The 23914-nt window shown below is 46.6% G+C and carries 24 protein-coding genes; 20 read left to right on the top strand and 4 right to left on the bottom strand.

The window, feature by feature from the left end; all coding sequences use genetic code 11:
• The first annotated feature begins 4 nt into the window (after nucleotides 1-4).
• From mtrB to GPK49_RS03365, 6 genes are all read left to right on the top strand, one after another.
• Entirely contained in the window at nucleotides 5-253 is a 249-nt protein-coding gene (mtrB, locus tag GPK49_RS03390) for a trp RNA-binding attenuation protein MtrB (RefSeq protein WP_016407777.1), read from the top strand.
• Between the two features lie 81 nt (nucleotides 254-334).
• A complete protein-coding gene (locus GPK49_RS03385; protein ID WP_444876935.1) occupies nucleotides 335-1300 on the top strand; it encodes an ATP-dependent 6-phosphofructokinase in 966 nt (321 codons plus the stop codon).
• A 54-nt stretch (nucleotides 1301-1354) separates the two neighbouring features.
• Nucleotides 1355-3115, top strand: a complete 1761-nt coding sequence (gene pyk, locus GPK49_RS03380) for a pyruvate kinase (RefSeq protein ID WP_215676744.1) — start codon at nucleotides 1355-1357, stop codon at nucleotides 3113-3115.
• A gap of 368 nt (nucleotides 3116-3483) precedes the next feature.
• On the top strand, nucleotides 3484-4701 hold the full coding sequence (locus tag GPK49_RS03375; RefSeq protein WP_215676743.1) for a DUF819 family protein: 1218 nt from the start codon (nucleotides 3484-3486) through the stop codon (nucleotides 4699-4701).
• Nucleotides 4702-4762: 61 nt separating this feature from the next.
• Nucleotides 4763-5734 carry a dipeptidase gene (locus tag GPK49_RS03370; protein WP_016407773.1) on the top strand — a complete coding sequence of 324 codons (972 nt, stop codon included), beginning with the start codon at nucleotides 4763-4765 and terminating at the stop codon, nucleotides 5732-5734.
• A gap of 99 nt (nucleotides 5735-5833) precedes the next feature.
• Complete coding sequence (locus GPK49_RS03365; protein ID WP_016407772.1) at nucleotides 5834-6805, top strand: dipeptidase; 972 nt, start codon at nucleotides 5834-5836, stop codon at nucleotides 6803-6805.
• Nucleotides 6806-6865: 60 nt separating this feature from the next.
• Here GPK49_RS03365 and GPK49_RS03360 read toward each other — a convergent pair whose 3' ends face one another.
• Complete coding sequence (locus GPK49_RS03360; protein ID WP_016407771.1) at nucleotides 6866-7417, bottom strand: cupin domain-containing protein; 552 nt, start codon at nucleotides 7415-7417, stop codon at nucleotides 6866-6868.
• Nucleotides 7418-7625: 208 nt separating this feature from the next.
• On the opposite strand from GPK49_RS03360, the gene GPK49_RS03355 reads away from it, so the two are divergent.
• The 5 genes from GPK49_RS03355 to GPK49_RS03335 all read left to right on the top strand — a co-directional run bounded on the left by GPK49_RS03355 (nucleotide 7626) and on the right by GPK49_RS03335 (nucleotide 10516).
• A complete protein-coding gene (locus GPK49_RS03355; protein WP_215676742.1) occupies nucleotides 7626-7925 on the top strand; it encodes a YhbY family RNA-binding protein in 300 nt (99 codons plus the stop codon).
• A 37-nt stretch (nucleotides 7926-7962) separates the two neighbouring features.
• Nucleotides 7963-9216 carry a nicotinate-nucleotide adenylyltransferase gene (gene nadD, locus GPK49_RS03350; RefSeq protein WP_016407769.1) on the top strand — a complete coding sequence of 418 codons (1254 nt, stop codon included), beginning with the start codon at nucleotides 7963-7965 and terminating at the stop codon, nucleotides 9214-9216.
• Entirely contained in the window at nucleotides 9213-9545 is a 333-nt protein-coding gene (gene rsfS / locus GPK49_RS03345; RefSeq protein WP_016407768.1) for a ribosome silencing factor, read from the top strand. The genes nadD and rsfS overlap by 4 nt, the downstream gene beginning before the upstream one ends.
• Before the next feature lie 88 nt (nucleotides 9546-9633).
• On the top strand, nucleotides 9634-9915 hold the full coding sequence (locus GPK49_RS03340; protein WP_147365490.1) for a hypothetical protein: 282 nt from the start codon (nucleotides 9634-9636) through the stop codon (nucleotides 9913-9915).
• On the top strand, nucleotides 9836-10516 hold the full coding sequence (locus tag GPK49_RS03335) for a phosphoribosylaminoimidazolesuccinocarboxamide synthase (RefSeq protein ID WP_016407767.1): 681 nt from the start codon (nucleotides 9836-9838) through the stop codon (nucleotides 10514-10516). Before GPK49_RS03340 ends, GPK49_RS03335 begins: the two co-directional genes overlap by 80 nt.
• Before the next feature lie 113 nt (nucleotides 10517-10629).
• Here GPK49_RS03335 and GPK49_RS03330 read toward each other — a convergent pair whose 3' ends face one another.
• Nucleotides 10630-10926 (bottom strand): hypothetical protein, encoded by a 297-nt coding sequence (locus tag GPK49_RS03330; protein WP_215676741.1) that lies wholly within the window; start codon nucleotides 10924-10926, stop codon nucleotides 10630-10632.
• Between the two features lie 83 nt (nucleotides 10927-11009).
• Nucleotides 11010-11462 (bottom strand): S1 RNA-binding domain-containing protein, encoded by a 453-nt coding sequence (locus GPK49_RS03325; protein ID WP_215676740.1) that lies wholly within the window; start codon nucleotides 11460-11462, stop codon nucleotides 11010-11012.
• 133 nt (nucleotides 11463-11595) lie between these two features.
• On the opposite strand from GPK49_RS03325, the gene rlmD reads away from it, so the two are divergent.
• The 9 genes from rlmD (at nucleotide 11596) to GPK49_RS03280 (ending at nucleotide 22434) form a co-directional block, all read left to right on the top strand.
• Nucleotides 11596-13233 carry a 23S rRNA (uracil(1939)-C(5))-methyltransferase RlmD gene (gene rlmD / locus GPK49_RS03320; protein ID WP_215676739.1) on the top strand — a complete coding sequence of 546 codons (1638 nt, stop codon included), beginning with the start codon at nucleotides 11596-11598 and terminating at the stop codon, nucleotides 13231-13233.
• Between the two features lie 157 nt (nucleotides 13234-13390).
• Nucleotides 13391-13618: a helix-turn-helix domain-containing protein gene (locus GPK49_RS03315; RefSeq protein ID WP_015564904.1), complete on the top strand. Its 228-nt coding sequence runs from the start codon at nucleotides 13391-13393 to the stop codon at nucleotides 13616-13618.
• Entirely contained in the window at nucleotides 13615-15147 is a 1533-nt protein-coding gene (locus GPK49_RS03310) for an HsdM family class I SAM-dependent methyltransferase (protein ID WP_215676738.1), read from the top strand. Before GPK49_RS03315 ends, GPK49_RS03310 begins: the two co-directional genes overlap by 4 nt.
• Nucleotides 15147-16310 (top strand): restriction endonuclease subunit S, encoded by a 1164-nt coding sequence (locus GPK49_RS03305; RefSeq protein ID WP_215676737.1) that lies wholly within the window; start codon nucleotides 15147-15149, stop codon nucleotides 16308-16310. The genes GPK49_RS03310 and GPK49_RS03305 overlap by 1 nt, the downstream gene beginning before the upstream one ends.
• Nucleotides 16311-16319: 9 nt before the next feature.
• Entirely contained in the window at nucleotides 16320-16511 is a 192-nt protein-coding gene (locus GPK49_RS03300; protein WP_118301701.1) for a hypothetical protein, read from the top strand.
• 9 nt (nucleotides 16512-16520) lie between these two features.
• A complete protein-coding gene (locus GPK49_RS03295; protein WP_118578221.1) occupies nucleotides 16521-17288 on the top strand; it encodes a hypothetical protein in 768 nt (255 codons plus the stop codon).
• Between the two features lie 18 nt (nucleotides 17289-17306).
• Complete coding sequence (locus GPK49_RS03290) at nucleotides 17307-17981, top strand: DUF6602 domain-containing protein (protein WP_118285496.1); 675 nt, start codon at nucleotides 17307-17309, stop codon at nucleotides 17979-17981.
• A gap of 84 nt (nucleotides 17982-18065) precedes the next feature.
• Nucleotides 18066-19052 carry a DUF4238 domain-containing protein gene (locus tag GPK49_RS03285; protein WP_215676736.1) on the top strand — a complete coding sequence of 329 codons (987 nt, stop codon included), beginning with the start codon at nucleotides 18066-18068 and terminating at the stop codon, nucleotides 19050-19052.
• 4 nt (nucleotides 19053-19056) lie between these two features.
• Entirely contained in the window at nucleotides 19057-22434 is a 3378-nt protein-coding gene (locus GPK49_RS03280) for a DEAD/DEAH box helicase family protein (protein WP_215676735.1), read from the top strand.
• Nucleotides 22435-22952: 518 nt separating this feature from the next.
• On the opposite strand, the gene GPK49_RS03275 is transcribed toward GPK49_RS03280, so the two are convergent.
• A complete protein-coding gene (locus tag GPK49_RS03275) occupies nucleotides 22953-23795 on the bottom strand; it encodes a helix-turn-helix domain-containing protein (protein WP_215676734.1) in 843 nt (280 codons plus the stop codon).
• Nucleotides 23796-23914 lie beyond the last annotated feature (119 nt).

Raw genomic sequence — 23914 nt, 5'->3', positions numbered from 1 at the left:
GCGTATGGCTGAAAAAATCGGAGCAGATACATCCTATATTTGTGTGAAGGCACTGGAAAAGGGTGTGAATATCATTGGCGTGACCCGTGGCGAGGTGACAAAGATTCATCATACGGAAAAGCTGGATCAGGGTGAGGTTCTGATTGCGCAGTTTACGGAGAATACCTCTGCCATGAAAATCAGAGGGAAAGCAGAGGTTTATACGCAGTTCGGCATGATTCGGGCAGGCGAAGTCGATATTGAGAAAAAATAATGCCACAAAGGATTTTGTGTGGAAGTTTTTGGCGGAGGATGAGGAGGAATTCAGATGGTAGAACGGAAGAATGAAAAGAAAATCAGAAAAATCGGCGTACTGACCAGCGGCGGCGATGCGCCCGGCATGAATGCGGCAATTCGTGCGGTTGTCAGAACGGCAAAATATTATGATGTGGATGTTGTAGGTATCCGCAAGGGCTATGCAGGGCTGATTGGCGGCGAAATTAAGGAAATGCACAGCAGAGATGTTTCCAATGTGCTGAACCTTGGCGGCACGATTCTGCATACGGCACGCTGCCCCGAAATGATGACGGACGAGGGGCTGGATAAGGCGGCGGCAATCTATAAGATTTTGGGACTGGATGCACTGGTTGTCATCGGTGGGGATGGCTCCTACCGCGGTCTGGCGGAATTGGTGAAAAGAGGGGTTAATGGTGTGGGGATTCCTGCGACGATTGACCTGGATATGAAGGGGACGGAATATACGATTGGCTTTGATACGGCGGTCAATACCGGTATGGATGCGCTGAATAAGCTGAGAGATACCTCCAATTCCCATGAAAGATGCTCCGTTGTAGAGGTGATGGGCAGAGATGCCGGCTACATTGCTGTATGGTGCGGCATGTGCGGCGGCGCTGAGGAGGTTATGTTTCCTGAGGAGAAGGAAAACATCAACAGCGACAGAGTGATTCAGCAGATTTTGGAGAATAGAAGTATCGGCAAACGCCATAATCTAGTAGTAGTGGCAGAGGGCGTTGGCGGTACGCAGAAGCTGGCGCAGGATATTCAGGAGATTACTGGGATTCAGACCAGAGCGACCATTCTGGGACATCTGCAAAGAGGCGGCAGCCCGACGGCGACCGACCGCATGCACGCATCTATGATGGGCTATCATGCGGTGAAGGCAATTCTGGAGGGCAGGGAAAACATTGCGGTTGCCTATAACAGAGGACGCTACGAGATTCTGGATTTGCTGGAGTCCTTACAGATGGACAAGGAATTAGACCCCGAAATTTACGATGTAATCAAAATTCTTTCGATTTGATTGAATTTCTAATTGAAATGAAAAAATACGACAGAAAAAAGGAGGTGCCGCAATATGCGAAAAACGAAAATTGTCTGCACATTGGGGCCTGCAACAAATGATGTGGAAATTATGAAGCAGCTGATTCAGAACGGTATGGATGCCGCGAGAATCAATTTTTCCCACGGGACATACGAAACCCACGCGGAAACGATTGCGAAGCTGAAACAGGCGAGAGAGGAGCTGAACGCCCCCATCCCCCTGATTCTGGATACAAAGGGGCCCGAAATCCGCGTGAAAACCTTCAAGGAGGATAAGGTGAGACTGGAGGAGGATGCAACCTTTACCCTGACCACCAGAGAGGTGGAGGGGGATGTGAATATTGTTTCGGTGACCTATGCAGACTTGCCGAAGGATGTACACAGAGGCTCCAGAATTCTGATTGATGACGGGCTGATTGAATTGAAGGTAGAGGATATTACGGAAACGGATGTTGTCTGCAAGGTTGTCAACGGCGGTGTTGTGAAATCCCGCAAGGGCGTAAACCTGCCGGGGGTGGAGGTGAACCTGCCTTCCCTGATGGAAAAGGATATTGAGGATTTGAAATTCGGCGTGGAGAACGGCTTTGATATTGTGGCGGCATCGTTTATCCGCTCGGCGGAGGATGTGCTGAAAATCCGCAGAGTGCTTGAGGAAAACGGCGGCGGACAGATGCATATTATCTCCAAGATTGAAAATCAGCAGGGCGTGGAAAATATTGATAAAATTCTGGAGGCTTCTGACGGGATTATGGTTGCCAGAGGGGATCTGGGCGTAGAAATTCCGCCGGAGGAGGTACCTTTGGTGCAGAAAATCCTGATTGCGAAGGCGAACCGTATCGGAAAGCCTGTTATCACTGCCACGCAGATGCTGGAGAGCATGGTACACAGCCCTCGCCCGACTAGAGCAGAGGCAAATGACGTTGCAAATGCGATTTTTGACGGCAGTGATGCCATTATGCTTTCGGGCGAAACGGCGGCAGGGGCATATCCTCTGGAGGCGGTTGCAACGATGGCGAGAATCGCACTGAAGGCGGAAAGTGCTGTGGATTATGCGGCAAAGCTTGCGAATACGACAGAGCCGGCGAGAGTGAATATTACAAATGCGATCAGCATGGCGGCTTGTGCAACAGCGGCAGAACTGAAAACGGCGGCAATCACAACGGTAACAAAATCCGGCTTTACGGCGAGAATGATTTCCCGTTATCGCCCTGCCTGCCCGCTCATTGCGAGCACATCGGACGAAACGGTTTGGCGGCAGATGAACCTCATCTGGGGCTGCAAGCCGATGCTTTATACAGGAGAGCTGCCCCGTGGCGGTGTATTTGATACGGCTTTGGAAATCGCAGTGAAAAGCGGCTTGCTGAAAAACGGCGATACGGTTGTTTCCGCATTGGGGATGCCCCTTGGCTTTAGCGGCGCAACGAACACCCTGCGTGTGGATATCGTGGGGGATGTGCTTTGCAAGGGCAAGGGCGTTGGCACGAAAAGGGCAACAGGCACAGCCAGAGTCATTACCGCAAGGGACGGCGTGGAGCGCACCTTCCATCAGGGGGACATTCTGGTGACAACGGCAACGGACAGCAGCTTTATGCCCTATATCCGTAAGGCGGCGGCAATCGTGGTCGGGCCTTTGGATCAGAATGTAAACAGCCATGCGGAGGTTGCAGGGATGGCACTGGATATTCCTGTAATTGTCTGCAATGCGAAGGTGGTTGACTTTATTCCTGCTCATTCGCTGATTACGGTAGATGCGGAAAAGGGATTTGTTTACAAAGGGATTCCGAAGGAAGAATAAGGAACAGCAGGAATAAATTGGAAAGCAGGTTGAATCTGAAAAATCAGATTTATCCTGCTTTTTTTGTGCGCTTTATTACATCAAAATACTGAATGAAAATATTACCAATGAAATGTACACAAATAAAAAACAAACATCCTTGTGCGAAGGAATTATTTTATGACTTTTGGATGAATATTTGTACAAAAGAACGATATTTCAAGGGTTTTTTTGTCGAAATAGTGAATTGACGAATTCTTAACAGGGTGTTAACATATACCATGTAGATTCAAGATATTGAAGTGTTTTAATATACATACACCCGCTATCATACATCACAATGTTCTTGAATCACAAAAAATCTTATGTATTCAAAGGAGGCTATTATTATGAGTACACCACTGATTAGCGCTGACAATACATGGGCGCTGATGGCTATTACCTGCGGTTGGGCTGCATTCTCTATCTATGCAGAACAGACATGGAAATGGGCATCTAAAGTATCCGGTGCGATCGTTGCTTTGATTGGCGCACTGGTTTTGACAAACCTGGGTATCATCCCTACAAACTGCGTTTGGTTCGACGATATCGTATGGGGCTATGTTGTTCCTATGGCAATCCCCATGCTGCTGTTGAGCTGCGACATTCGTAAGATTGGTAGAGAAGCAGGTAAGATTCTGGTTATCTTTATGATTGGTGCAATCGGTACATCCGTTGGTGCAATCCTGGGCTTCAAGGTGCTGGGCAACCATGTAAAGGATCTGGCAGGCGTAGCTGCTATGATGACAGGTTCCTACATCGGCGGTACTGTAAACTTTGCTGCAATGGCAAGTGCATTTGAGGTACCCGGCGACACAACATCCGCAGCGGTTGTAGCGGATAACCTGCTGATGACTCTGTACTTCTTTGTACTGATCATGATTCCTACACTGAAGTTCTTTAAGACAAAATTCACACATCCTCATATTGATGAAATCAATGCAAGAGGTGTGGATGAGGCTGCAAAAACACAGGCGGCTGCATTCTGGGCAAAGAAACCCATCTCTCTGTGTGACATTGCAATCAACTTTGCAATCAGCGTAATCGTTGTTTGGGTTTCCACAGAAATCGCAGGTCTCATTTCCGCAGCGTTCCCTTCCGGCAACGGCATAATCACAGACCTGATTGGCGGTCTGTTCGGCAACAAGTATCTGATTCTGACAACCATTACAATGATTATCGCGACAATTTTCTCCAAACCCCTGGAGGGTCTGTCCGGTTCTCAGGAATTGGGTACATACCTGATTTACCTGTTCTTCTTTGCAATCGGCGCACCTGCATCCATCAAGGCTATCTTCCTGAATGCACCTCTGCTGCTGGTATTCTGTGCAATCATGGTAATCGTAAACATGCTGTTCTGCTTCGTATTCGGCAAGCTGCTGAAATTTGACCTGGAGGACTGTATTCTGGCATCCAACGCCTGCATCGGCGGTCCCACAACAGCGGCGGCTATGGCAATCTCTCAGGGCTGGATTAAGCTGGTAGGTCCTATCATGCTGGTAGGTACTCTGGGCTACGTTGTAGGTACATACTTCGGTACTATCGTAGGTAACTTCTTGGGCGCATAAGCAAAAGCGAACAGAGAATAGAAATAGAATTGGAAGAAAGAAAAGAAGGAAGGCAAGAATTATGATTTTTGACGGACACAGTGATATTTTTACAGACGTAACGGTTCGCAGATTGAAGGGCGAAACGCAGGTTCTGAAAAATCACCATCTGCCTCGTTTAAGAAAGGGCAACATCGAAGGCGGCTGCTTTGTTCTGTGGATTGATCCTCCCTATGATGCAGATCCTGCAAAGAGACTGGGAGAGCTGATGCACTGCATTAAGGACGAAATGGCTGAGTGTGAAGAAGCGGTTGTTGTAAAGAACCTGAAGGAAATCGAAGAAGCAAGAAAAGCAGGCAAGTTTTATATTCTGCCCGGACTGGAAGGGCTTTCCGGCATCGGTACGGATCTGGATAAGATTGACGAGCTGTATGATTTCGGCTGCCGTCATGCAATGCTTTCCTGGAACGAACAGAACGATTTGTCTACAGGGACGAAGGGCGACCCCAACAGAGGGCTGACCGAGCTGGGCAAAAAGGCTGTCAGAAAGCTGCATGATAAGCACATGCTGGTAGATGTTTCCCATACAAATGAACGTACCTTCTGGGACATGGCAAAGGTGGGCGGCGGCCCCTTGATGGCATCCCATTCCAATGCAAGAGCGTTGGCAGATGTAGTCAGAAATCTGACAGACTGCCAGCTTCTGGAAATCAGAGATACAAACGGGATTGTTGGGCTGAACTCCTTCAATATGCTGGTTGACAAGGATGTGAAGGAACAGACCGTAGATGGTTTGATTCGCCATGCAGACTACATTGCAAATAAAATCGGTGTAGAGCATCTGGCATTTGGCTTTGACTTCTGTGAATTTCTGGATGACGAAGCTGCCGGCTCCTTCTGTGATCAGGAAAATACCTTTACAGTAGGTCTGGAGGACTGCACACACGTTCCTGCTATGGTAGAAAAAATGAAGAAAGCAGGCTTCAGCGACAAGGAATTGGAAATGATTTGTCGTGGTAACTGGATGAATTTGATTCAGAGAGTCATTGGCTGAGCTGCGTATAAAAAATGAATATTTGCCGGGGGCCAAGGGGGTTTCCCGGCATTTTTATAAGCAAAAACAAGGCAAAAGATGAGAAAAGAGGGATACAGTATGATTTTTGATGGACATAGTGACATTTTCAGCGATGTAAGATATAAAAGAGAAGCAGGCGAAACACAGGTATTGAAGAATCATCATCTGGACAGACTGCGTAAGGGCGGCATCGGCGGTGCATGCTTCGTTATCTGGGCAGATACCTACAATGGGCACGCACCCAAGGATGAAATGGAAGCTATCGTTAAGGGCATCAAGGGAGAAATGGCTGAAACAAAGGAATTTGTTTTGATTCATAATGTGGAGGAGCTGAAGGCGGCAGAAGCAGCAGGCAAATTTGCAATCCTGCTGGGGATCGAGGGTCTGGCAGGCATCGGCGAAGATTTGAGCAAGATTGATGAGCTGTATGACCTGGGTGCGCGTCATGCAATGCTGACATGGAATGAAGAAAATGCATTGGCAACCGGTGTAAAGGGTGACCCCAACAGGGGTGTAACCGAACTGGGCAAGCAGGCAATTAAGAAGCTGCAGGAAAAGAAGATGATTCTGGACGTTTCTCATATCAATGAAAAATCCTTCTGGGATGTCATTGATTTGGCAACAGGCCCTATTCTGGCATCTCATTCCAATGCGAAGGCGCTGGCAAGCGCAGCAAGAAACCTGACAGATGATCAGCTGAGAGCAATCAGAGATACCAATGGTCTGGTTGGGCTGAATGCCTTCGGTGATTTTATCAGCGACAACAAGGCAGAGCAGGATGTTGACCATCTGGTAAACCATGCTACCTATATCGCAGATAAGATTGGTGTAGAACATCTGGGCTTCGGCTTTGACTTCTTTGATTTCTTGGATTCCGATTCCATGAAGAGCTACAGCGATCAGGATGACTCCCGTCTGAAGGGCATGAAGGACTGCTCCGAGGTTCCTGTTCTGATTGAAAAGCTGAGAAAAGCGGGCTTCACAGAAAAGGATCTGGAAATGATTAGCGGCGGCAACTGGACAAACCTGATTCAGAGAGTTTTGGGCTAAAAAAGAGAAATGACATAAAAAAGAGAGACTGTGAAAGCAGTCTCTTTTTGTGTGCAGATATCAGAAGAATTTGGGGGTCATTGCCCAGATGGAAATGCAGTCCTCATCCCCGTTATTGATATATTTATGGGGCAGGGTGCTGTTGAAATAAATGCTGTCCCCCTCATGCAGGACATAATCCTTGCCATTGAGATAGACCGTCAAGGAGCCCTTCAGCACATAGCCACATTCCTCGCCCTCGTGGCAGAGGGGCTTTTTATCGTAGGTGTAGCCTGCTTTTAAGGTAATTACCATCATATCCAGTGCGCGGTCATCTCGATTGGTATGCAGAAGCTTATAAAAGCTGCTGTCATGGTGGGTGACGATGGTGCGGTGCGAACCCTTGCGAATAATCAGCTGCTCCTCGTGTGGTTCTTCGTAAAAGAAATAATTGATATTGGTATCTAATGCTTTGGCAAGCCGCCAAAGGCTGGTAACAGAGGGAACAACAAGGTCGCGCTCAATCTGGCTGATGAGACCTGTGCTGACATCGGAAAGCCTGGAAAGCTCGGCAATACTTAGCTTTTTATCTAAGCGCAGCTGTTTTAGTTTTCCACCGATCATAAGCTCCATTTTTATTGCCCTCCCATGATTTTTTCAAAGAATTTATACGCTTATTGTATCATTTTTGGGCAAGAGGTACAACTCTTTTTCAAAAAAAGAGGAAGAAAAAGCAAGGGGCAGAAAGTTGAATTTTCGGTTGTTTTCGTTGCAAATTAGGTGTCGGTATGGTATGATAGGAAGGATTATATTGAGGAAGAATACACAGAAGGAGAATATTATGTTAACAAGCAAACAGAGAGCCTTTTTGCGCGGAATGGCAAACGGAATGGACGCAATTTTTCAGATAGGCAAGAACGGCGTAACCCCTGAACTGAGAGATACGGTTTACAATGCACTGGAGGCAAGAGAGCTGGTAAAAATCAGTGTTCTGGATAATAATATGCTGGGTGCAAGAGAGGCGGCAGAAATGCTGGCAAGCAGAACAGGCGCAGAGGTGGTACAGGTGATTGGCAACAAATTTGTGCTGTACCGTGCGGCGAAAAAGCCTGTCATCGAGCTGCCGCAGGCAAAGAAATAAGAACCCGAAACCGACAGCGGGGAAAGAAGGAACAGAGATGAGAAATGAAATTGCAAACTTCAGGGATTGCAAAAGTATTGCCATTATGGGCGGCACCTTTGACCCGATTCACCATGGACATCTGGTGACGGCAGAGGCGGTTCGCTATCGCTTCAAGGTGGACAAGGTGGTTTTTATGCCGGCAGGGCAGCCTGCACATAAGACAAATAAAAAGGTGACACATAATGAGCATCGCTATCTGATGACGGTGCTGGCAACGATGCGAAATGAAAATTTTGAGGTTTCCCGTATTGAGATTGATCGCGCCGGCGTGACGTATACGATTGATACGATTGAAGAACTGAAAAGGATGTGCAGACCGGATGTGCGGCTGTATTTTATCACAGGCGCGGATGCCATCCACCAGATTATGACATGGAAGGAATCGGAACGACTGCTTGGCATGTGCGATTTTGTGGCGGTGACAAGACCCGGCTACGATAAATCGAAGCTATTTCAGGATATTGGCGAAATCAGGGAGAAATTTTCCAGTCGGGTGCATTATATGGAGGTGCCGGCACTGGCAATTTCCTCTTCTGATATTCGGGAGAGAGCCAAGCGCGGTGCGCCGATTAAATATCTTCTGCCGCAGGAGGTAGAGGACTATATTCATAAATTTGGGTTGTATCAGGATGATGCGGAGGATGAGGTGAAATTTATGCTGCCTGTGGAAACAATGCAGGAAAAATTGCAGTCTGCGCTTTCGGTCAAGCGTTATATTCATACGATGGGCGTGGCGGAGGAAGCAGTCAAGCTGGCGGAAATCTACGGTACGCCGCAGGACCAGCAGAAGGCGCGCGTGGCAGGGCTTCTGCATGATTGTGCAAAGGATTACCCAGAAGCTATGCGGCTGCGGTTCTGCAAGGAATATAAGGTGAAAATGGATGAAATTATGGAAAAACAGACTGATTTGATTCATCCGTTTTTAGGCGCAGAGGTCGCAAGGAGAGAATATCAGGTAACGGATGAGGATATTCTCAATGCCATCCGCTACCATACAACTGGGCGCGCAGGCATGTCTCTGCTGGAAAAAATCATTTTCATTGCGGATTATATCGAGCCGAACAGAGAAAAATTTGACGGTCTGGAGGAAGCCAGACGTTTGGCATATCTGGATTTAGACATGGCGATGAAATATATTCTGGAAAGCACCATTGCTTTCGTGAAGGAGCGCGGCAGACTGCTGCACCCCTTGTCTCTGGAGGCATTGGAATACTATAAGCATTGTGTGGAAAAGGAGGAAACGGAATGAACGCATTAGAAGCGGCAAAGGTTGCCGAAGCAGCACTGGAGGATAAGCTTGGAGAGGACATCAAGGTGCTTGACCTGAGAGGGCTTTCCAATATTGCGGACTGCTTTGTAATCGCAAGCGGCAAAAACGCGAACCAGCTGCATGCGATGGCGAATGAAGTGGAGCAGAAGCTGTTTCAGCAGGGCGTAAAGCTGCACCATAGTGAGGGCTACAGCGGCGGTACATGGATTCTGCTGGATTTTGGCAATCTTCTGGTGCATCTGTTTAACAGAGAGGAAAGAGAGTTTTACGGGCTTGACCATGTATGGGGAGACGCAAAGGCACTCTGATTCCTTGCAATAAGCATCACTTATAACGAAAATAGAATTTTTAAATAGTCTGATTTTTACAGAGAAAAGCCTCCGCTTGGGGGCTTTTTTGGTTAAAACTGCTGTTTTTGCGAAACGGATGTATCAAAAATTTTTCTCAGAAAAGCGTTCAGGTGATGGATTTGACAAGATTTTTAGAAGCGAAAAAAAATGCTTGAATATGGCGAAAATTTGCAGTACAGTAAATTTGTCAGGAGAAATAAATCTCTTTAGAATTGTGTTGTTAAAAGTTAGAAAGGACGGAAACAATAATGGAAAAGATTTATCAGGGCAAGACAAAGGACGTTTACAAACTGGAAAACGGCAATGTGCTGCTGAAGTTCAAGGATGACTGCACAGGCAAAGACGGCGTATTTGACCCCGGCGAAAACTCTGTTGGTCTGCAGATTGAAGGCATTGGTAAAGCAAACCTGGAAACATCCATCAAATTCTTCGAAATTTTGAAGGAAGCAGGTGTTAAGACACATTATGTTTCCGCTGATCTGGATAACGTAACAATGGAAGTTCTGCCTGCAACTGTATTCGGTCATGGTTTGGAAGTTATTTGCAGACTGAAAGCAACAGGTAGCTTCATCCGTCGTTACGGCGAATATATCGAAGACGGTACACCCATCGAAGGCGGCTATGTAGAAACAACCTTCAAGAATGACGCTCTGGGCGATCCTCTGGTAACAAAGGACGGTCTGGTTGTTCTGGGTATCATGACAGCTGAAATGTATGACAGCATGAAGGCACAGACACTGCAGATTACAAAAATCGTTGCAGCTGAACTGGCTAAGCTGGGTCTGGATCTGTATGATATCAAATTTGAATTCGGCTACAATAAGGATGAAGTTATCCTGATTGACGAAATCGCATCCGGTAACATGCGTGTATACAAAGACGGCAAGTATGTTGATCCCGTTACACTGACAAAGATCATCAACGGCTAATAGGGTGTCGGCAAAGCCGACTTCTAAGTCGAAAACAGGCGGTGCTTTTTAAGTACCGTCTTTTTTTGTACAAAAAAATCCTCTCTGTACATGTGAACAGAGAGGATTTATGCTTATTGCTTTTTATATTTTGTATCGATTTTGGAAATGGAAAATACGCAAAGCAGCAAAATCAGCAGCCATCCATACAGAATGGGGCGACTGCCGGGAAAGGGAATATCCAGACACGCCTTGCCGACGAACAGAACGCCGAGCAGAAGATTCATTTTGCCAATCTCCTTGAGATAAGCAGGGATATCCTTTTCTTCAATATTTTCCAGAACGCGCTTGGTATAAAAAATCGTTTGACCATAGAGGGCAAAAACGCCTCGGGCAAAGAAATAAATACCTGCGAGAAATAGCAGCGTCACAGCGTTTTCTCCTCCTTTCCGGCGGTGCAAATTCTTGCAACACAGCCTGTTTCATGGTAAACTTATCAAATATGCGGCAGAAATCAGTAAGAGCGTTTGTTTGCTCTCTTGTTCAGGCTGGTCTGACGGTCATTCGCCTGCTTCATCCACTCCTTCATCTTGTCTTCAAAATCAGAAGACGCATTGACGGAGGACTGGGGACGGAAATATTCCTGCGCAGGGTTCGCAGATGCTTCGCTCTGTCTGCGGGGCTGCTTGTTGAAGGGCTTGTTGGACTTGGGACGGCGTTCCTCCTTAGGCAGAGCCTCACGGATGGAAAGCGCGATTTTGTGGCTTTCTTCATCAATAGAAAGCACCTTTACCTTTACTATATCGCCAACCTTTACATGGTCATTGATATCCTGAACGAAGCTGTTGGCTACCTGAGAGATATGCACCAAGCCCTGCGTGTTGCCGAGAGAAACAATAGCGCCAAAGGGCTTGACACGAACAACCTTACCTTCTACGATGCTGCCGACTTCTAATTTTTCAGACATTCCTGTATACACTCCTGTTCAAATGATGAATTGTTTGACTTGTTTTACGCAGAAAATACTGCGTATAGTGGGTATTATATCATAGATAAAAAGGGAATACAAATAAAATTCGGTTACAAATTTGGAGGCTTTTATGAAGAAAAAAGATGAGATTATTCTGGAGATTGCAGATGTGAATTTTCCCAATAAGGCGTATGGGTATTACGAAGGAGAAAAGGTCATCGTGAAAAATGCTGTGCCCGGGCAGAAGGTGCAGGCACAGGTGTTCAAAAAACGGGGCAGCGGCGTGGAGGCGCGCCTGCAGGAGGTCATCGAACGCTCTCCGTTGGAAAGAGAAACAGGAATGTGTTCCCATTATGCACTTTGCGGCGGCTGCACCTATCAGACCATGCGGCATGAGGAGGAGCTCAGACTCAAGGAGCGACAGGTAAAACGGCTGTTGGAAAACGCAGGGATTTGTGTGCAAAGCTGGGAAGGCATTGTGCCTGCGCCTTCCGAGACGGGCTATCGCAATAAGTGTGAATTTTCCTTCGGAGACGAGGAAAAGGACGGCGACTTAGCACTTGGGATGCGCAAACGCATGAGCTATTATGAGGTTGTGACGCTGAAGGACTGTAATATTGTCGATGCGGATTATCTGCGAATCATCGAAGGGACGCTGCAATTCTTTCAGGAGAGAAAGGTGCCGTTTTATCATAAGGCGCGTCATGATGGCTCTCTGCGTCATTTGGTCGTACGAAAGGGCGCGGCAACAGGCGAAATTTTAATCAATCTGGTGACTTCCTCTGAGGTTCCCTTTTCCGTGGAGGAATTTAAGGATATGCTGCTCGGACTGGAATTGGACGGCTCCGTCTGCGGTATTCTGCATTCTGTGAATGATGGACTGGCGGATGTGGTCAAAAGCGACGAAATGCGCTTGCTTTATGGCAGAGATTTCTTTATGGAAAAGCTGTTTGATCTGGAATTTAAGGTTTCCGTGTATTCCTTCTTCCAGACGAATTCCGCCGGCGCGGAAAAGCTTTATTCCATTGTAAAGGAATTTGCCGGAGATGTGGCGGATAAGACGGTTTTCGACCTGTACTGTGGCACAGGTACGATTGGGCAGATTATGGCTGAAGCAGGTTCTAAAAAGGTGATAGGGATTGAATTGATTGAAGAAGCGGTTGTAGCTGCAAATGAAAATGCAAAGCGTAATCATCTCGAAAACTGTACCTTCCTCGCAGGAGATGTGCTGAAAATGGTGGATGAGCTTAAGGAAAGACCCGACCTGATTATTGTAGACCCACCCAGGGATGGGATTCACCCGAAGGCGATTGGGAAGATTATTGCATTTGGCGCACCGGAGATTGTTTATGTTTCCTGCAAACCGACTTCCCTCGCAAGGGATCTGGAGATTTTTCAGCAGGAAGGGTATCAGGTGGAACGGGTGAAGCTGATGGATATGTTTCCCAGAACGGTTCATGTGGAGACGGTTGTACTTTTGTCCAAACTCAACACCAAGCAGCATATCGAGGTGGAGTTGAATCTGGACGAGCTGGATTTGACATCGGCGGAGAGTAAAGCTACCTATGATGAGATCAAAGCCTATGTGCTGGAAAAGCACGGCCTGAAGGTGTCCAGCCTGTATATCTCCCAGGTTAAGCGGAAGTGCGGGCTAGATGTGGGGCAGAATTATAATCTGTCAAAGAAAGAAGACGCGAAAGTGCCACAGTGCCCGCCGGAAAAGGAAGCTGCAATTATGGATGCACTAAAGCATTTTCAAATGATTTGATGGCAAGCCTGTCTTACTCAAAGCAAAACGTGGTCTGGGATTCCAATATCCAGACCACGTTTTTGTCAATCAATAGCTCACGATTTCGTGATTTTTATTTGTCTTTTAGCACAATATCCGTTATACTAGTAAATAGGAAAAAATCAGGAGGTGCGGGATGGCAATCAGTTACAATCGGCTGTGGAAACAGTTGATCGATCATGGTTTGAGCAAAACCGACATGATGCACCGTGCAAAAATCAGCACCAATGTTTTAGCACGATTAAGTAAAGGTGAGCCTGTCTCCATGGACAGCATGGAAAAAATCTGCACCATGCTGGGATGCAATATCGGAGACGTGATGGAATTTATCCCTGATACAGAAAACGGAGGAATAGATGCATGATTACAGGTGTGATTAAAAATAAAGTAGATAAAATCTGGACGGACATCTGGGCGGGCGGCATTACCAATCCTCTAACCGTCATCGAACAGCTGACCTATCTTATGTTTATCCGCTCTCTGGACGAAAAAGAGCTGGAAACGGAAGAATTTGAGCATATGACTGGCGAGAAGATGGAGAAGATTTTCCCCCAGTCTGCCGTTGGACAGTCCATGCGCTGGAGTAAATTCAAGAACAACGATCCCCGCGATATTTTCAATGTAATTTCCCAGCGGGTCTTCCCTGCCATCAAAAACATGAAACATGGCCGCCTGCCGGACTTCACCGAGCAGGGGGAACTGGTGGAAATCGCCGACGATTCCAGCAGTGATGTGCAGAATGAGACGGCCTTTGCCCGGTACATGAGCGATGCGATGTTCCTGATTCCTACGCCGCAGGTGTTGCAAAAAATCATCACAGGGTTGGATGACCTGTATGAGCATGACATTGCCGATTTGGATATGCAGGGCGACTTGTACGAGTACATGCTGGGCAAACTGGCTACCGCTGGGCAGAACGGCCAGTTTCGCACTCCCAAGCACATCCGGGAAATGATGGTGGAGTTGTTGCAACCCACCCCGAACGACACCATCTGCGACCCGGCCTGCGGCACGGCAGGCTTTCTGGTCTCCGCCGCGGAGTACATTCGCAACCACTACGAGGATACCATGACTTCCGAGCAGTGGGAGCACTTTGCTGGGGATGCCTTCACCGGCTTTGACACAGACCGCACCATGCTGCGCATTTCTGCGATGAACCTGATGCTGCACTCCATCAGCCACCCGGAGATTGACTACAAGGACAGCGTTTCCAAGCAGAACCAGATCAGCGACAAGTTTACCATGTGTCTGGCAAATCCGCCTTTCAAGGGCACCGTGGACGCGGAAAGCATCAACGACAACCTGAAAGCCGTGACCAACACCAAAAAGACCGAGCTGTTGTTTCTGGCGCTGTTCCTGCGGATGCTGAGAAAGGGTGGTCAGTGCGCCTGCATCGTACCGGACGGCGTGCTGTTCGGCTCCTCCAAGGCGCACAAAGCTATTCGCAAAGAACTGGTAGATAACCATCAGCTGCGGGCGGTGATCTCTATGCCCTCCGGTGTGTTCAAACCCTATGCGGGAGTTTCCACGGCAGTGTTGGTGTTCACCAAGACAGGCGCAGGCGGCACCGAAAATGTCTGGTTCTATGATATGAAGTCCGATGGCTTTTCCTTGGACGATAAGCGCAGCGAGGTGGAGGAGAATGACATCCCCGACATCATCGAGCGGTTCCACCATCTGGACCAGGAAGCTGACCGCAAGCGCACGGAGCAGAGCTTTTTTGTGCCGAAACAGGAAATTGCGGACAATGACTATGACTTATCCATCAACAAGTACAAAAAGGTGGAGTATGTGCCGGTGGAGTACCCCTCGACCACGGAACTGATGGCAGACCTGCACGAACTGGAACTGGAGATCACCGCAGGGCTGGCAGAATTGGAGGGGATGCTGTGATGGCGAGACTGGACGAAATATTTGATTTGCAGATGGGAAAAACGCCATCTCGAAATAACGCTGATTACTGGACTGATGGTCAGTATGATTGGGTATCTATTGCTGATTTAGGTAGCTACCAAAAATATGTAGAGGATACAAAAGAAAGGATTTCTGCATTAGCTGTCCAAGAAAGTGGAATAAAAAGTGTTCCGGCCAACACCGTGATTATGAGTTTCAAGCTTTCATTAGGAAAAACAGCTATTACCCAAGAGCCTGTATATACCAATGAAGCAATAATGGCATTTATTCCGACTGGAAAATACGCAGTGTTACCCGACTATTTTTACTATTTGTTTTCTGCAAAGGATTGGACAAAAGGTACGAACCGTGCAGTTATGGGTACAACTTTAAATAAAGCAACTCTTGGTGCCGTCTCTATAACTGTTCCTCCCATTGACGAACAGCACAAAATTGCAGCAGTGCTGGACAAGGTTAGCGACCTGATTGCGAAACGTCAACAGCAGCTGGATAAGCTGGATGAGATGATCAAGGCAAGGTTTATGGAGATTTTTGGAGATTCAGAAACTAACACCAAAAATTGGCGTGTTTTGCCGATGTCTAAAATATGTTCTGTAGGTTCAAGTAAGCGTATTTATCAAAGCGAACAATCTTCTTCTGGTGTCCCTTTTTGGAGAATTTCTGATTTAACCAGCCTAATCACCACAGGAACAGTTACCCCTGAGTTATATATACCTGAAGAACGGTATAAAGAACTCAAGACGCAAGGACAAGTTCCTGCCCCTGGTGATATATTGATAACTTCAAGAGGAACACTTGGGCAATGTTATATTGTAAAAGTAAATGATAGATTTTACTTTCAAGACGGGATGATTAGCTGGCTTTCTGGATATATGGATGGTGTAACCCCGCTATATATTTCGTATCTGTTTACAATGCCAGGATTTAGAAAGCAAATAGATTCCATGCAGGCAGGTTCAACTGTTGCCTATTTATCTATAACAATGATAAAAAAACTCAAAGTGATGTTGCCTGACATAGAAAGTCAACAACAGTTCGCTTCTTTCGTCAGCAAAACGGAGAAAACAAAAACCACCATCAGCCGCAGCCTCGAAAAGCTTGAAACGTTGAAAAAGGCGCTGATGCAGGAATACTTTGGGTGAGGTAAGAAAATGGAAGAATATAAATTAACACTGGGGATGGAACCCACAGACGATTATAAAAAAGCAAAGCAGGATTTGATTCAGGCAATGAGATCAATTCAAAAATTATCCCCTCAACAGCAGCAAATGTTGGCAGAGGAGTTATTTGGAGCAGCAAATGTTATGGTTTTGAGTCAAATACTACGCCAGTATCTGAGGTGAATATAAAGTATGTTAGAGTTTATAAAAGATAACTGGGCAAACATTTTGCTTATTATCGTAGGTAGCTTTGCCCTTGCAACTTACATATTGCAGGAACGGAAGAAAAAGATTGATGCAGCTTCTCTTATCGTCCTTCAAATCGATGAATTCCAGGAGCGGTTAAGGGAAATCTCTACTTTCATTGTTGACGGACAATTAAACGAAACGGCGTTCTATGAATCACTACCCTTGATGGATACGGATTATTGGAACAAGTACAAACATTACTTTGTCCGAAAAATGGACGCGACCAGCTATACAGCACTGAATCAACTATATGAGTATGTGTCAGAGATTCAGGAACAGCAGATGCTTATGAAGGCTTTCCAAAAGAATTCCTTTCAGATAACACAAAATGTTTTGGCAAATATAGAATCGCAGTTTATTGTGGCCGATCTTAATAATGCTTGTACCGGAGTTACAGCGCAAAATATCACTTCTGCTATGGGAAATATGATTCCGCAAGGCGTTTCGGAAGCAGATCGAAATACGCTTAACGCAATGGTGCAACAAATAGCGGCACAGAATCCCAATTTTGATATGAATCGTTTTTGGAGCCTCTATAATCAGCAAAGAATTTGGACGAAGTCTATCATTAACCAAGGGGCATTAACTTCTTATACCCCTGTCCAAATTCGTATAAGTTTAGAGAAAATGCTAAAGAAATATTCGATGCTTGAAATTAGCGGAACAGAAGGATATCAAATGCTCAAAAAGACTTCTAAACAAAAGTTTTAAGCAAGTGAGAGGTCTATTATGGAAGAAGATGTTACAAAGATATATGAGGAATATTCGGAGGAACTTCTGTTTTGCAAATATTTTATAGCTGAAAAGTTAAAACATCATGCTGAGATGGGTAGATGTGGAGAAAACATTCTCAAAAAATGTCTCCAGGAACGGTTTCAAATGCTAGAATTTGTTACCGGCTTTATTGCTTGGGCCAATCATCAAAGCCCACAATGTGACATCATCGTATGTAGGAAAAATTTTTATAGACGTCAACTAGCTGGAGACATTTTCCTGGTTGAACCAAATGATTGCATAATGGTTATAGAAGTCAAGGGAAATGCTACCTTGGATGATTTAACAGAAACGATTGAAAAAAATAAATTTTTCCAATTGCATGATGAAACAAAACATATAAAATTAGCGATGTTTGCTTTTAAAACTCGTATTGGAAAACAACGATTATATAAAGAGTTCGGTTATAAATATGACAGAAGTACAAAAGGATATATCCAGGAACGGCTTCCAGAAGAAAAGACATTAGACTATTTTGTATGCTTACATAGGGAGAGCCTAACTAGCTCAGCACGGGATAAACAAGTATTCTTCTTGAAGGATGGGCAAGATCGGCAGTTCTATGTACTAGATAGCCATTTTCCAATAATGCAGAATTTTTCGAGGCTAATACAAAGCTTGCAGAATTAGGGCTAGATAAAATGATGATTTCTTGATCGATTTTAGCGCTGAGAAGATTTGAATATAGGAAATATTGGTGGGAGCAACATTGTCATGGAATATACAGAGGTTTTAGACAAGCAAATCACGAGAAAACAACATTATGTCCCCAAGGCTTACTTAAAAAACTTTTCTGTGAGAAATCAAAAATCAGAACAAGTTTATGTTGTTTTTGCTAATGATGAAAATGCAAAAATGGTTTCAATCGACAATATTTGCTGTCGTTCTTACCTATATGATCAAATTGCAATTGATCCAGATAGCAAAACTCATGTTTTTGCAGCACCAAATGAGATCGAGAACAGTTTTATCGAACTGGAAGGCGAATACGCAACAATTATCTCAAAGATAAAAAATGCTTTACGAGATTCAGATGAATTTGAGTTGGCGCGGGTGGAAATTGATAAACTAAGGCAATTTATGTCATCACTACTGTTTAGAAACCCTGTTTTTGTACATCTGTCAAATTATATTATTGATACACAATACAAAAACGATCCGCAGCATATTAAACATGTAAAGGACATTTTTCCTGATGTACCGCAAAATGTTTACCTGGCCATGCTGGCAAACGAGTTTTTGAAGATAAACATTGCTCCGGATGTTGGCTTGTTTCCTCGGGCTTTGGCTGAGACAATGAAGGAATCGCAACTGTGTATTTTTAAAGCCAAAGGTTCCGTATTTGTTACAAGCGATATGCCGGTAGTCAATATTTACGGTGAAAAAGATGGTATAGAATATGACTTGCTTGGTATGCCAATTACGCCAGAATTATTTTTGGCGTTTGTCGATACTGTTCAGCGCGTTCCCAGAATAATCATAATTGATGACAACAGTGTAAAGCGCATGAACAGCAAGCAGATAAATAAAGATCTGTTAATTTCTAACCGTATAGACTTATTATCGTATATTGATTTTTCAATAGATGCCGAAAAAGAAGATGATGAACAGGTTTACCAACTACTTCATACAGATAAGGAAACCGCGTTGAAACAATATGAGGACATGATGAGTTCAAAAGAAATAAAATACTGGAGATGATGTGATGACTAACTTCTCCTTTCTCAAAGCCAAAACTGAATATGCCCTCTTCGCCTCCGCCTGCATGGAAGCTGAGAAAATTTATGTTTCTGCTCCTGCCATGTGTGCAGTAGGCTGCCGTAAGGCATTGGAGCTGGCAGTAAAATGGGTATATGCAGCGGACAAGTCCATGAAAATGCCCTACAAAGACAATCTGCAATCCCTCATTCACGAGCCAACTTTCCGCTTCGCTGTGGACTCCGACACTTGGGGCAAGATGCCTTTTATCATCAAGTTGGGCAATCTGGCAGTACATACCGAGCGCAGCGTTCAGCCAAGTGATGCGCTTGCTTCTCTGCGCGGTCTGTTTGAGTTTGTGCAGTGGATCGACTATTGCTATGGCGCGGACTATCAGGAGCGCACCTTCGACAAGAATCTTGTCCCCACCGGAAAGGTGGCGGTGGACACCCGGAAAATCAAGGAACAGGAAAGTCTGCTGGACCAGAAAGATGCCGAGATCGAGGCGCTGCGCAAGCAAATCGAGCAGATGTCCACCCGATACACCGCCGAAAAGGAGCAGCATCAGAAGGAACGCACCTTCCAGCCGGAGGACCTCTCGGAATTCAAGACCCGCAAAATCTACATCGACGTGGACCTCAAACTGATGGGCTGGAAGTTCACCGGCCCAGATGCTGATGTACAGGAGGAGTATCGTGTGGAGGATATGGCCGGGATGCCAGGTCAGCCTGGCTTCTGCGACTATGTGCTGTTTGGAAAGGACGGCCTGCCCCTGGCGGTGGTGGAAGCCAAGCGCACCAGAAAGGCCCCAAACATTGGACGCAAACAAGCGGTTTTGTATGCGGATTGTCTGGAACGGAAATTTGGCCGCCGCCCCATGATGTTCACCACCAATGGCTTTGAAACCTACTTCTGGGATGACCAGACCGCCCCGCAACGGAAGGTCAGTGGCATTTTCAGCAAGGATGACCTGCAAAAGCTGATGAACCGGCGCACCGAGCGGATGGATTTGATGGGCGTTTCCATTGATGACAAAATCACTGACCGGTATTACCAGAAGGAAGCCATCCGAGCGGTGTGCGAACAGATTACGCAGGGGTTCCGCAAGCATCTGCTGGTGATGGCCACCGGCACCGGCAAAACCAGAACCGCGTCCAGCCTGACCGATGTGCTCAGCCGAGGCAAATGGGTGACCAACATTCTGTTTCTGGCCGACCGCACCGCACTGGTGAAACAGGCAAAGGACGATTTTAAAAATTATCTGCCAGATATGTCTCTGTGCAATCTCTGCTCCAATAAGGATGACCGTAATGCCCGCATCGTGTTCTCCACCTACCCGACCATTCTCAACGCCATTGATGATACCAAGTCCAAGGACGGGCGGCAGCTGTTTACTCCGGCGCACTTCGACCTGATTATCATTGACGAAAGCCACCGGAGCATCTTCAAAAAGTACCGGGCCATTTTCGAATATTTTGATGCCTTCATGGTGGGTCTGACCGCCACGCCGAAGACCGATGTGGATCGGAACACCTACGACTTTTTCGAGATGGAACACGGCGTGCCCACCTATGCCTATGATTATGAAACGGCGGTGCAACAGGACCATGTGCTGGTTCCCTATTACAACTACGAGGTCAAGACCCGTTTTCTGGAGGAAGGCATCTCCTATGATGATTTGTCCGAAGAGGACAAAGAGCGATATGAGGATGATTTCATCGAAGACGGTCAGTTGCCAGACTTTATCCCCTCTGCTGCCCTCAATAAATTTGTGTTCAACGAAACCACCATGGACATCGTACTGCAAGACCTGATGGACCGGGGTATCAAGGTGGCGGGCGGCGACCGTCTGGGGAAAACCATCCTGTTTGCCCAGAACAAACGCCACGCGGAGTTTATTCTGGAGCGGTTCAATAAGCTGTACCCCCAGTACCGGGGCAGCTTCGCCCAGCGGGTCATTTGCGACGACGCCTATGCCCAGACCATCATTGATGATTTCAAGCAGCCAGAAAAAGAACCGCACATTGCCGTATCGGTGGACATGATGGACACCGGCATCGACGTGCCGGAATGCGTCAATCTGGTGTTTTTCAAAAAGGTTCGGTCAAAGGCAAAGTTCTGGCAGATGATTGGCCGCGGCACCCGGCTATGCAAAGGGCTGGCCTGCGTGGACCAGATTGACGGAACCTATACCGACAAGCGGCGCTTTCTGATTTTTGACTACTGCGGCAACTTCGAATACTTCCGGCAGCACAAAGAAGGCTACGAAACCAGAGAAACCAAAACGCTGTCGGAAAACATCTTCGGCAAACAAATCAAAATCGCCATGGCGCTGCAGGAAAGCACCTTTGCCGGTGAGGATTATCAGGCATGGCGCAAGGAGATTGTCAACACCTGTCACAAGCAGGTGATGGCGCTCAACTCAGACCTGATTGCCGTAAAATTGCGGATGCAGTATGTGGAGAAATATAAAAAGCCGGAAGCCCTCGTGTCCATAAGCGAAGGTGACAAGGGCGAGTTGCTCACACAGATTGCACCTCTGGTACGCTCAGACGAGGCTGACGAGTTTGCAAAGCGGTTTGATAATTTCATGTATGGCCTAATTCTGGCACACATCGAGCAGATGCCCGCTTTCCGGTATGCAAAAAAGCAACTGTGCGACACCGCTTCCCTACTGGAGCGTAAGGCCAGCATTCCGCAGATCAAGGCAAAGTTGCCCATGCTTCAGGAGATTCACACCGATGCATTTTGGGACGCGAACGATATTTTGCTGTTTGAGCAGGTTCGGAAGGAGCTGCGGGAGCTGATTCGATTTTTAGATGAAGGTGGCGGAGCACAGAGGCAGATTGTCACCAAGCTGACTGACCCGATTATTGACAGTCAGGAGGGCGTCCAGCTGGAAGCTGCCTATGACTTTGAAGACTACCGTGCCAAGGTCAATCGCTATGTGAACGAGCATGGAAATACGCTGGCCATATATAAGCTGACCCATAATATTCCGCTGGCTATGGGCGATTATCAGGAACTGGAGCGGGTGCTAACTAGCGAATTGGGCAGCAAAGAAGATTATGCCCGAGAGTTTGGCGACACACCCTTTGGCTTGCTCATTCGCAAGATTGCTAAGCTAGATCATGAAGCGGCTATGCAGGCGTTTTCCGCTTTTATCAATGACCAATCTCTGAATCAAAAGCAGATTGCTTTTGTAAACAAAATCATCAATCATATTGAGTTGAACGGATATATGGAAAATGTCGCAGAGCTGACTAAGCCACCGTTTGACAAGCCAATCAGTTTTATCAAATTGTTTGATGCAAAAACCAGAACCGCTTTGATGGAGACTATCAATCAGGTTCGAGAAAACGCGGTTCAAATTACAGCGTCATAAACAATGAACCAGGCACGGAAATTCACCCTTATTCTGGGTGGATTTTCGTGCCTGGTCTTTTCTGTTCGGGTATGGGGGCACCATTGTGCAGGAGCAGGATGGATAGCCACTGCACGGACAGGCGAGGTGTCCAGAGGGGCAAAGCCCCTTTGGCTCTGGGTCATCCAATAGGGGCGAGTAGCATCCCTGTTGGCAAAGGGAGTCTAGAGGGGAACAGCGTTCCCCTTGGCGGGAGGTTTCCAAAGGAGGGCAGTGCCTTCCTTGGCACACGACTTTCCCTCGGAAAGTCTAGTGTGTTATACCTTTGCTTCCGTCTGACGCGGGAAAGGGGTTGACGGTGTACTCTGCGGTGCGGCAGAGGGTGGCGGCAAACGCTTTTTCGCGTCAGTAGGACAGGCGGATTTTGTGATGTGAGCTACAGCACAAACGCAGGATTTTTGAGAAACAAAATCCGCCTGTCCGGAAAAGGAAGCAGAGGTATATAAAAGCCTTCGTCCCACCACAGCGCTGCCTTTGTTTCAGCGTTTCTTCCGCTTTCCCTTGCCGTGGGTCATGGTCGTTTTCCCACGCTGGCTGATGGGAGTTTTCAGGTGTTTGGACAGCTTTAGTACCTCGATCAAGTTGACAAATTGTTCCATTGTGATGGCATCGTAATCAATCCCCAATGTGGAAAGCAATGCTTTCGCTTTCTTTTCCTCGGAGCTTCCCTCAAAGTTCATTGCATCCTGTAACTGATCCTGCATAGTTGCTGCAAGGGAGATTTCATCCGCCGTCATGGTGTCGGGGCGGTGTTCACTCCGAATGTCACGAAGGATACCTTTCAGATCATCCGCAATCAGGCTTCCGAAATATTCATCTTCCCGAATCTGCGCCACTTCTAATGTCCGCAGATGCAGGTCATTTTTTTCGTCGCCATTTTTCATCAATGCCATCTGCCGGACAGCTTCCAGCACGGCATTCATATTGTTGACCCGCATATCCGCGATCCGGTCAACGTAAATCTCAGCGTCCAGCATGAACCGCTGGAAATCCTTGTGGCAGATCAGCTCCGACAGCAGCCGGTGGTTGAACTTGCCCGTTTTCAATACATCAATCGAAGCATCACCCAAATGCAGCTCATGCAGAGCTGTGTTTGGGTGATTTTTTGTTTCCGTCCGCCCCATCAGATAGTCGCAGGAAACACCGTAATAGTCAGCCAGCACCAAAATGCTATACGGGCTGATGTCCTTGCCGTTATCCGATTCATATTTGCCGAGTGCGGATTTTGAGATGCCCACCTCGGCGGCAAGCTGCTCCAACGTCAGCTTTTGTGCTGTTCGTAAATCCTTCAAACGTTCCCCGATTGTCAGCTTAACCTGCATACACCAGCCTCCTTTGCAGCTTTTTCTGTATTGTATCATGCTTTTTCGCTTTTGTCTAAGAGCGTGGAAAAATCCTACTTTCATCCCACTTTTCCTACCTCTTGGATATACGGGAAAGA

Source organism: Clostridium sp. MCC345 (genome assembly GCF_018785345.1).
GTDB lineage: Bacteria > Bacillota > Clostridia > Lachnospirales > Anaerotignaceae > Anaerotignum_A > Anaerotignum_A faecicola.
Note: the sequence above shows the minus strand (reverse complement) of the source record. Positions and strands in the feature narration are given on the sequence as shown.

Coding starts and splice junctions, on each gene's coding strand:
- GPK49_RS03285 (WP_215676736.1), top strand. CDS start 18,066: ATGGAATATACAGAGGTTTTAGACAAGCAAATCACGAGAAAACAACAT.
- GPK49_RS03360 (WP_016407771.1), bottom strand. CDS start 7,417: ATGGAGCTTATGATCGGTGGAAAACTAAAACAGCTGCGCTTAGATAAA.
- GPK49_RS03275 (WP_215676734.1), bottom strand. CDS start 23,795: ATGCAGGTTAAGCTGACAATCGGGGAACGTTTGAAGGATTTACGAACA.
- GPK49_RS03355 (WP_215676742.1), top strand. CDS start 7,626: ATGTTAACAAGCAAACAGAGAGCCTTTTTGCGCGGAATGGCAAACGGA.
- GPK49_RS03305 (WP_215676737.1), top strand. CDS start 15,147: ATGGCGAGACTGGACGAAATATTTGATTTGCAGATGGGAAAAACGCCA.
- GPK49_RS03370 (WP_016407773.1), top strand. CDS start 4,763: ATGATTTTTGACGGACACAGTGATATTTTTACAGACGTAACGGTTCGC.
- GPK49_RS03315 (WP_015564904.1), top strand. CDS start 13,391: ATGGCAATCAGTTACAATCGGCTGTGGAAACAGTTGATCGATCATGGT.
- GPK49_RS03290 (WP_118285496.1), top strand. CDS start 17,307: ATGGAAGAAGATGTTACAAAGATATATGAGGAATATTCGGAGGAACTT.
- GPK49_RS03295 (WP_118578221.1), top strand. CDS start 16,521: ATGTTAGAGTTTATAAAAGATAACTGGGCAAACATTTTGCTTATTATC.
- GPK49_RS03375 (WP_215676743.1), top strand. CDS start 3,484: ATGAGTACACCACTGATTAGCGCTGACAATACATGGGCGCTGATGGCT.
- pyk (WP_215676744.1), top strand. CDS start 1,355: ATGCGAAAAACGAAAATTGTCTGCACATTGGGGCCTGCAACAAATGAT.
- GPK49_RS03310 (WP_215676738.1), top strand. CDS start 13,615: ATGATTACAGGTGTGATTAAAAATAAAGTAGATAAAATCTGGACGGAC.
- GPK49_RS03300 (WP_118301701.1), top strand. CDS start 16,320: ATGGAAGAATATAAATTAACACTGGGGATGGAACCCACAGACGATTAT.
- GPK49_RS03325 (WP_215676740.1), bottom strand. CDS start 11,462: ATGTCTGAAAAATTAGAAGTCGGCAGCATCGTAGAAGGTAAGGTTGTT.
- GPK49_RS03280 (WP_215676735.1), top strand. CDS start 19,057: ATGACTAACTTCTCCTTTCTCAAAGCCAAAACTGAATATGCCCTCTTC.
- GPK49_RS03335 (WP_016407767.1), top strand. CDS start 9,836: ATGGAAAAGATTTATCAGGGCAAGACAAAGGACGTTTACAAACTGGAA.
- rsfS (WP_016407768.1), top strand. CDS start 9,213: ATGAACGCATTAGAAGCGGCAAAGGTTGCCGAAGCAGCACTGGAGGAT.
- nadD (WP_016407769.1), top strand. CDS start 7,963: ATGAGAAATGAAATTGCAAACTTCAGGGATTGCAAAAGTATTGCCATT.
- mtrB (WP_016407777.1), top strand. CDS start 5: ATGGCTGAAAAAATCGGAGCAGATACATCCTATATTTGTGTGAAGGCA.
- GPK49_RS03365 (WP_016407772.1), top strand. CDS start 5,834: ATGATTTTTGATGGACATAGTGACATTTTCAGCGATGTAAGATATAAA.
- rlmD (WP_215676739.1), top strand. CDS start 11,596: ATGAAGAAAAAAGATGAGATTATTCTGGAGATTGCAGATGTGAATTTT.